This is a genomic window from Stenotrophomonas sp. PS02298 (assembly GCF_029959445.1).
GTDB lineage: Bacteria > Pseudomonadota > Gammaproteobacteria > Xanthomonadales > Xanthomonadaceae > Stenotrophomonas.
In genome coordinates this window covers 1-8,422 of sequence record NZ_JASCOR010000173.1, presented here as the reverse complement: position 1 = coordinate 8,422, position 8,422 = coordinate 1, and the positions used below count along the sequence as shown (strand labels likewise).

7 protein-coding genes are annotated in these 8,422 nt (G+C 64.0%); all 7 read left to right on the top strand.

Annotation, left to right across the window (positions count from 1 at the left end; translation table 11 throughout):
• The first annotated feature begins 193 nt into the window (after positions 1-193).
• On the top strand, positions 194-730 hold the full coding sequence (locus QMX78_RS18310; protein ID WP_282272228.1) for a GNAT family N-acetyltransferase: 537 nt from the start codon (positions 194-196) through the stop codon (positions 728-730).
• Positions 727-1,059: a non-heme iron oxygenase ferredoxin subunit gene (locus tag QMX78_RS18305; protein WP_282272227.1), complete on the top strand. Its 333-nt coding sequence runs from the start codon at positions 727-729 to the stop codon at positions 1,057-1,059. Before QMX78_RS18310 ends, QMX78_RS18305 begins: the two co-directional genes overlap by 4 nt.
• 271 nt (positions 1,060-1,330) lie before the next feature.
• Positions 1,331-1,762 carry a hypothetical protein gene (locus QMX78_RS18300; RefSeq protein ID WP_282272225.1) on the top strand — a complete coding sequence of 144 codons (432 nt, stop codon included), beginning with the start codon at positions 1,331-1,333 and terminating at the stop codon, positions 1,760-1,762.
• Between the two features lie 157 nt (positions 1,763-1,919).
• Positions 1,920-4,232, top strand: coding sequence for a catecholate siderophore receptor Fiu (locus QMX78_RS18295; protein ID WP_282272223.1), 2,313 nt, complete (start codon positions 1,920-1,922; stop codon positions 4,230-4,232).
• A 53-nt stretch (positions 4,233-4,285) separates the two neighbouring features.
• The gene (locus QMX78_RS18290; RefSeq protein ID WP_282272221.1) at positions 4,286-4,972 is read left to right on the top strand and encodes a Fe2+-dependent dioxygenase; all 687 of its coding nucleotides are present in this window, start codon (positions 4,286-4,288) and stop codon (positions 4,970-4,972) included.
• A 290-nt stretch (positions 4,973-5,262) separates the two neighbouring features.
• Complete coding sequence (locus tag QMX78_RS18285; protein ID WP_282272219.1) at positions 5,263-5,676, top strand: hypothetical protein; 414 nt, start codon at positions 5,263-5,265, stop codon at positions 5,674-5,676.
• Positions 5,677-5,793: 117 nt separating this feature from the next.
• Complete coding sequence (locus QMX78_RS18280) at positions 5,794-8,214, top strand: TonB-dependent receptor (RefSeq protein WP_282272217.1); 2,421 nt, start codon at positions 5,794-5,796, stop codon at positions 8,212-8,214.
• Positions 8,215-8,422: the final 208 nt, after the last annotated feature.

Here is an 8,422-nt window from a genome sequence, read left to right as displayed (position 1 = left end):
CCCGCCAGGCGGGGAATGGGCTCCCCGGGTCGCCCCCCCGCCGAGCATGGCTCGGCTCTACACAAATGACGCCTCTGCTGCATCAACTTGCGAAGAGCCCCCCAGCCCTCCCCTTGCCTGTGGCAAAGGGAGGGAGCACAGCACAGCACTCCTCCCATCGTCCGTTCCGGCTCGCGGCGCTAGAATGCAGCCCATGAACACGCTGACTTTCCGCCCCGCTACCGCCGCCGATATCCCGGCCCTGATCGATCTGGTCACCTCCGCCTACCGAGGCGACGCCTCCCGCGTTGGCTGGACCACCGAAGCCGACCTGCTGGATGGCCAGCGCATCGACGCCGCCGGCATCCAGGGCGATCTGGACCGCCCGCGCAGCGTGATCCTGCTCGCCGAACAGGATGGCCAGCTGCAGGCCTGCTGCCATGTCGCCGACGAAAACGGCCACGGCTACTTCGGCATGTTCTCGGTCAGCCCCAACGCCCAGGGCGGCGGCATCGGCAAGCAATTGATGCAGCGCGCGGAACAGCATGTGGCCGAACAGTGGCAGCTGCCGACCATGCAGATGACGGTGATCGATTGCCGCGACGAGCTGATCGCCTTCTACGAACGCCGCGGCTACGTGCGTACCGGCATCAAGAAGCCGTTCCCGTATGGCGACGAACGTTTCGGCATTCCCAAGCGCGACGACCTGCAGTTCGAGATCCTGGAAAAGCCGCTCGGGGCCGCCGCATGAGCGAGACCTGGACCTTCATCTGTGCCAGCGAAGAACTGCTGCCGGGCGAACTGAAGACCGGCTTCGACGAAGTCACCGGCTCACCGATCGTCGTGTTCAATCTGGACGGCGAGCTGTATGCGCTGGAAGACCAGTGCACGCACGAGGAGTTCGAACTGTCCTCCGGCACATTGGACCCGGACGAAGGCAGCATCGAGTGCATCCTGCACGGCGCCCGTTTCGACATCCGCGACGGCCGCGCCCTGTGCGCACCGGCCTATACGGCGGTGCCCAAGTTCCCGGTCAAGCGCGAACACGGCGGCATCTGGTCGCGCGACGACCGCGACTGAGCCCTCTACCCCTTCGCCGCAATCAGGGAGTCAGCACTGCGGCTCCGCAGCGTCTGCGTGCCCGCCCCGGGACCTCCGCGCCCGGCCGCACGCCTGTGACAACGCAGCTGACACCGCTTCCAAAGGCCATCGCTCCCGGGCAACGGCCTCAAACCTGTACCTGGGCAAGACCCAGCTGTACCAAGCATATCGGCATTGCAAACGCAAACAATTCTCAATAAGATGCGCATCTGTCGCGATAACGCGAAATTAACGGTCTGCGCTTTTCCCCATGTCCTCCCCATCCGCCAAGGCTCAACTGCTGACTGTCGCCACCGTGCGGCGGCGCCTGCCTTGGCTGATGCTGGTGTTCGGCATGTTGCTGGTCTGGGCCGTGGCGTTGCAGGCCAAGGCGGTGGTCACCGCGCTGCCGGCAATGGAAGCGTTCGACCGGGTACTGGTTTCGCCTGAACCCGGTCATCCGCAGCACCCGCTGGAAATGGCCGCCATCAGCGAATCCGGCGGCGAGTCCTCCCGCCTGACCCGGCCGCGCCCGGCAGCCATGCTGTCCAGCCCGGTTCCACTGGTTCCGTTTACCCCCAGCCGCGTCTTCATGACTGCCGCCAGCGACACGCTGCTGCAGCACGCGGTTGAACGCGCCCAACGCTATCCGTTGGCGCCCTACCTGCTGCTCAATCCCGGCCACGCCCCGCCGCACGCCTGATCCGCTGTAGCGGGCGCGATCTGCGGCCCGCCGTTTGTTCATCGTTCAACGCCTGCGCCATGCCGCATGGCTCGCTCCAACGACCCCTTTCCCTACCTCCGCGCCAGCAGGCCGCGGCGGTCGTCCTGCTTCTCCCTTCTCACGACCAATCATCACCATGACCCATATCAAAAGCCGCAAGCACAGCAGCACCGCGCCGCGCATCAGCGCCCTGGCCTCGACCACGGCCAGCCTGATCACCGGCCTCAGCCTGGCAACCCTGCCAGGCCTGGCCAGCGCCCAGGATGCCAAGACCCTGGACCAGGTCGAGGTGCATGCGATGAACGGCTTCAAGGCCGAGAAGTCCGCGTCCAGCAAGTACACCCAGACCCTGCAGAACACCCCGCAGACCATCCAGGTGATCACCAGCGACCTGTTCAACCAGCAGGGCGCCACCACCCTGACCGAGGCACTGCGCAACAGCGCCGGCGTGGGTACCTTCTATGCCGGTGAGAACGGCAACACCAGCACCGGTGACACCGTCTACATGCGCGGCTTCGACAGCTCCAGCAGCCTGCTGGTCGACGGCATCCGCGACCTGGGCTCGATCTCGCGCGACGTGTTCAACACCGAGCAGGTCGAAGTGCTGAAGGGCCCGGCCGGTACCGATATCGGCCGCACCGCGCCCACCGGCGCGATCAACATGATCAGCAAGCAGGCCAATCTGCGCGATGCGATCTCCGGCAGCGTCACCGCCGGCACCGATGGCCAGCAGCGCGCTACCGCCGACTGGAACCAGACCCTGGGCGCCACCGCCGCTCTGCGCCTGAATGCCATGTGGCAGGACAGCGATGTCGCTGGCCGTGACCACGTCAACAACAAGCGCTGGGGCTTTGCGCCGTCGTTCGGCTTCGGCCTGGGTACCGACACCCGCTACTTCCTCAACCTGCAGTACCTGAAGCAGGACAACATCCCCGACGGCTTCGTGCCGACCATCGGCCTGCCGGGCTGGACCCCGCAGCCGGGTCTGGAGCAGTTGGCCGGCCATCCGGTGAACCCGGAGAACTTCTACGGCACCCGCTACGACCACGATGACGTGACCTCGCAGCAGGCGACCTTCCGCTTCGAACACGACTTCTCCGACACGCTGAAGCTGACCAACACCGCGCGCTGGGGCAAGACCGAGCAGGACTATCTGCTGACGGCATTCATGTCCACCGGCGGCACTGCAACCAGCCCGATCAGCGGCAACATCAAGTGGACGGATATCAATGACCTGTCCACCTACACGATGAATCGCAGCACCCTGACCTACAAGGATCAGGAAAACACGATCCTGACCGACCAGTTGAACCTGCGTGCCGACTTCAGCACCGGCAGCATCCAGCACAACCTGACTACCGGCCTGGAGTTCGCCAAGGAAGAGCAGAAGTCCTGGGGCCATGCCGGTACCGCTGGTGCAGCTTGGGGCCCGGCCAACCTCTACAACCCGGACTGGAATGCCTCCGGCCTGACTTCGAGCCGTACTGGTGCCGACACGCGTGGCCAGACCACTACTTCCTCGCTGTATGTATTTGACACCTTGAAGTTCAGCGAAAGCTTCATGCTGACCGCCGGCATTCGTGCCGATCACTACAAGACCGAATATGCCAGCGCTGCTGTCTGCGGCGGCCGCGGCGGCCCGGCTTGCGGCACCAACCCGGCCGGCACCGTCATCGCCCTGCCTTCGCAGGAAGATTCCGACACCTTGATCAACTGGAAGATCGGCGCGCTTTACAGGGCCAATGACGCTGTCAGCGTTTACGCCAACTACGCGATCTCGCAGCAGCCCCCGGGCGGCAACAACTTCCAGCTCAACGAAACCGCTGGCAACGTCAACAACATCAACATGGATCCGCAGGAAGCCCGCACCATCGAAGTGGGCACCAAGTGGGCCTTCATGGATGACGCATTGGCGCTGAACGTTGCACTGTTCCGTACCGAAGTCACCAACGAGATCACCGGCAGCGCCGCCGATGGTTACTTCCAGAACGGGCAGAAGACCGTCCAAGGCGTGGAGATCTCCACCGTTGGCAAGATCACCGACAACTGGTCGGTTTCTGCTGGCTACACCCACATGAACACCCGGGTGGACACCGGCAGCCTGCTTACTGCGGATGGCAGCAACAACCTGACCTACACCCCGGAAGATGCCTTCACCAGCTGGACCAGCTACGTGTTCCCGTTCGGCCTGACCATCGGCGGCGGCGTGCGTTACTCCGGCGAGATGCATCGCGGTACCGACGGTGCCGTGGGTACCCCGGCCTTCGTCAAGTCCTACACCGTCTATGACGCCGTGGCCTCCTACGCAGTCAACGACAACCTGGTGCTGCGCTTGAACGCGTACAACCTGTTCGACAAGCAGTACGTCGCCGCAATCAACAAGAGCGGTTACCGCTACACCCCGGGTACCCCGCGTACCTTCATGTTCAGCGCGGACTTCCGCTTCTGATCAGATGGGCGCAGGGGCTTACACTCCCCTGCGCCCTTTTCGGAAAGACTGCCATGTTGCTGCACATACCCAATGTACTCAGCGCCGAGGAAGTGGCCGGGTTTCGCCGTGCACTGGACGCGGCCGACTGGGCTGATGGCCGCGAGACCGTTGGCCATCAAGGTGCGCAGGTAAAACGCAACCTGCAGCTGCCCGATGCCTCACCGCTGAAGGCCGAGCTGGGCCAGCATGTTCTGGGCGCGCTGGAACGCAATCCCCTGTTCTTCGCGGCGGCACTGCCGCTACGCATCCTGCCGCCACGCTTCAATCGATACACCGGCGGTGGCGAATACGGCTTCCATGTCGACGGCTCGGTAATGAGCGTCGGCCACGGCGCACAACGCACGCATATCCGCTCGGACATCTCCTGCACGCTGTTCCTGTGCGAGCCGGAGGATTACGACGGCGGCGAGCTGATCATCAGCGACACCTACGGCGAGCACGAAGTGAAGCTGCCGGCCGGTGACCTGGTGGTGTACCCGTCCAGCAGCCTGCACAAGGTGCAGCCGGTAACACGCGGCGCGCGGCTTGCCTCGTTCTTCTGGGTGCAGAGCATGGTCCGCGACGATGCACACCGACGCCTGCTGTGGGAAATGGATACCTCCATCCAACAACTGACCCAGGATTGCCCACAACACCCTTCCCTGGTCAGCCTGACCGGGATTTACCACAACCTGCTGCGGCAGTGGGCCGAGACCTGATCTCCCTCGCCCCGGCCTCAACGCGAAGCGGCAACAAGACCGTAGCCCGGGTAAGCGCAGCGCACCCGGGGCGCTTGGCGGAAGCCTGAAAGACCGGGGAATTCGTGCTCCCATGTGCGCTGCGCTTACCCGGGCTACAGAACCTCGGCTATTGAAGCGCTGGCGGTACGACGATTGACATTCGTCATGTTGATAGCAATTCTCATTTGCAAAAGTTAACGAATCGTATCTACAATGCCGCACCGCGAACGCCGGCCCCCTGTCGCCGCGTCCGCAATCCGGGGATATGAATGCAGCAACCACAGCGCCAGCACGCACAGAACAACGCCGTTTCCGGCGCTGTTGGCCTGCGTCCGCTGGCTTTGTGCATGCTGTTGCTGTTGTCGCTGCTGGCGGCCTTGTGCCAGAGCGGCACCCAGCTGTCCCGGCTCGGCCTGGCCCAGAACGGTCATGCCTCGGCGCCGGCCGAAGAACGTCAGGGCGGCGAACGCCACCTGGAAGAAGAAAGCCCGGCCAAGCTGCGCCGGGTCGCACAGCTGCGCGCACCACGCGCTGCCCTGCCCCTGCCAAGCGTCCAGCAGCTGCTGTCTGCAGCGGACGACTTCAGCCCCATTCGTACGGTCATCCCGGCATCCGCGCCGGTCATTGCCCATGCGCTGGCCAGCCCGCGCCAGCAACGCGGGCAAGCGCCACCGTTGAGCTGACGCTCCGCGCGTAGTCGTTTTCGCTTCACCCCTCTCTTCTTCCCAGCTCGCCCCTGCACGCGCCCGCGCCTGCGGTGGTGGCGGCTGCAACCTGCATTCCTTGATCGAGGTATTCCCATGGCCCTGCGCCAGCGTCACCGTGTGTCCGTTTCCCGCCACCTGCTCAGCCTCGCCGTGCTCGGCGCCATCAGCGCCAGCGCCCATGCCAACGGCAGCGGCGCGCCAACCACGCTGGACAAGGTCGTCGTCACCGCCAGCGGCTTCGAGCAGAAGATCACCGATGCCCCGGCCAGCATCTCGGTCATCACCCAGGAAGAACTGGCCAAGCGCCCGTACATCACCCTGCTCGATGCCGTGCGTGACCTGGAAGGCGTGGACGTGGGCGAAACCCGCGACAAGACCGGCCAGGGCAGCATCTCGATGCGCGGCATGGGCTCGGACTACACCCTGATCCTGATCAACGGCCGCCGCCAGAACAACCACGGCGACATCTACCCGAACAACTTCGGCGGCAACCAGTTCAACCACATCCCGCCGCTGGATGCGATCGAGCGCATCGAAGTGATCCGCGGCCCCGCCTCCACCCTGTATGGCGCAGATGCAATGGGCGGCGTGATCAATGTCATCACCAAGCGCACCCTGGACAGCTGGCACGGCTCGGCCACCCTGGCCAGCAGCTTTGAAACCGACGACCAGTTCGGCGACGACCGTACCGCCGACCTGTTCGTCACCGGCCCGCTGCTGCCGGGCAAGCTCAACCTCAGCGCGCGCGCCAGCTGGTATGACCGCGATGCCTCCAATCCGACCTACTCCCCGGTGACCGATCCGGCCGGTGTCGAGCACACCCCTCCGTTGGGCTTTGGTGGTGGCGGCAAGACCGTGGACAACACCAACAAGGCCGGCGGCATCACCTTGTCGTGGACCCCGACCGAGGCGCAGACCATCACCCTGGACTACGACACCTCGCGTCAGGAATACGACAATTCGATCAAGATCAACGACAGTGGTGTTGAGGAGTATCCGGTCGGTACGGTCGACAACATCAACAGCATCTGGCGTAGCAGCAATTTCTGCCGCAACGGCGTTGGCAACACTGCCGACCGCTGCAGCGTCAGTGGTGGCACCTGGGCACGGCGCGCCGATCCGCGCGTTGGCTATAGCGCGAATCAGGAGTTTACGCGCGACGCCTGGGCGCTAACCCACGAAGGCAAGTGGGGCTTCGGCAACAGCTTCGTCTCGCTGGCGCACGTGGCTACCAACAATGACGGCCGCACCATGCCGTTCACCGTTGCCGAGCGCGAGCACCTGCTGCAGATGATCGACGGCACCGGTGCCTACGCCGGCATGAGTCTGGCCGATCGTCGTGCGCTGGCCGCTTCCACCTTCCTGCCGCGTCCCAAGCGCGTACTAGAAAGCGCGCAGTACACCTTCGACGCCAAGGTCGACATGCCGTTCCAGGCCGCCGGTGAGCACATCGCCGTGTTCGGCACCCAGATCATCCGCGGCGAGCTGACCGACGGCGTGTTCGGCACCGAAGTGGGTGACCCCGGCCGCAAGCAGGAGCACAACATGTACTCGCTGTTCGCCGAGGACACCTGGACCGTGATCGAGCCGCTGGCCATCACCTATGGCCTGCGCTTCGACGACCATGAAGTATTCGGTGACCACCTGAGCCCGCGCCTGTACGGCGTGTACACCGTCAACCCGCAGTGGACGGTCAAGGGTGGTGTCAGCACCGGCTTCAAGACCCCCAAGACGACCCAGCTGTATGACGGCGTCACCGGCTTTGGCGGCCAGGGCACCTCGCCGATGTTCGGCAACCCGGACCTCAAGCCGGAGACCAGCACCAGCACCGAATTGGCGGTGTACTGGCAGCATCCGGATGGCCATAACTTCAACACCACCCTGTTCCACAACAAGTTCGACGACAAGATTTCCTCGCAGCCCTGCGGCGCCGGCCTGACCCTGGCCTGCACCAGCACCGGCGAGTACGCCGATCTGGGTTACGCCACCAGCAACAAGACGGTGAACATCGACGAAGTCGTGATCCAGGGTGCGGAAGTGGCCGGTCGCTGGGAGATCAGCGAGCGCTTCAGCCTGCGCGCCAACTACACCTATACCGACAGCGAACAGAAGAGCGGCGCACAGAAAGGCCAGCCGTTGGGCAACAGTGCCAAGCACATGGCCAATGCCACCTTCGACTGGCAGGTAAGCGACCGCTTCAGCCTGTTCGTGAGCAGCGAAGCACGCTCCAAGCGCTTCGGTGGTGTCAGCGCGGTGACCGGCGAAGAGCTCTACTTCAAGGACTACACCGTATTCCATCTGGGCGCATCGTTCCAGGCGACGCAGTGGATGAAGATCAACGCCCGCATCAACAACCTGCTGGACCGCGACTTCACCACGTACCAGGCCACCTTCACCGACCTCGACGGTGACGATGCCTACGCCGACAACACCAATGAAGTACTGTTCAAGGACGACTACAACAACAAGGACAAGGCACGCAGCTTCTGGCTGAGCGTGAACCTGAGCTTCTAACGGTTGCGCCCCCTCCGTTGTGCGCAGCACAGGGGAGGGGTTCCCCGTGTCAACGCCGAACATCCTCAAGCGTTACCAGCACAAGCAGAGCCACCCCCTCCCTTTCACGAAGTGAGGGGGAGGGTTGGGGAGGGGTAGCTTTTGATCTTGCTCCCAGCTTCAGGCTTGGGGCCATAACCATGGCAACAGCCAGATCAAAAGCTACCCC

Bases quoted from the DNA above. Each gene is read 5' to 3' on its own strand.
- QMX78_RS18310 (WP_282272228.1), top strand. From the start codon at position 194: ATGAACACGCTGACTTTCCGCCCCGCTACCGCCGCCGATATCCCGGCC.
- QMX78_RS18305 (WP_282272227.1), top strand. From the start codon at position 727: ATGAGCGAGACCTGGACCTTCATCTGTGCCAGCGAAGAACTGCTGCCG.
- QMX78_RS18300 (WP_282272225.1), top strand. From the start codon at position 1,331: ATGTCCTCCCCATCCGCCAAGGCTCAACTGCTGACTGTCGCCACCGTG.
- QMX78_RS18295 (WP_282272223.1), top strand. From the start codon at position 1,920: ATGACCCATATCAAAAGCCGCAAGCACAGCAGCACCGCGCCGCGCATC.
- QMX78_RS18290 (WP_282272221.1), top strand. From the start codon at position 4,286: ATGTTGCTGCACATACCCAATGTACTCAGCGCCGAGGAAGTGGCCGGG.
- QMX78_RS18285 (WP_282272219.1), top strand. From the start codon at position 5,263: ATGCAGCAACCACAGCGCCAGCACGCACAGAACAACGCCGTTTCCGGC.
- QMX78_RS18280 (WP_282272217.1), top strand. From the start codon at position 5,794: ATGGCCCTGCGCCAGCGTCACCGTGTGTCCGTTTCCCGCCACCTGCTC.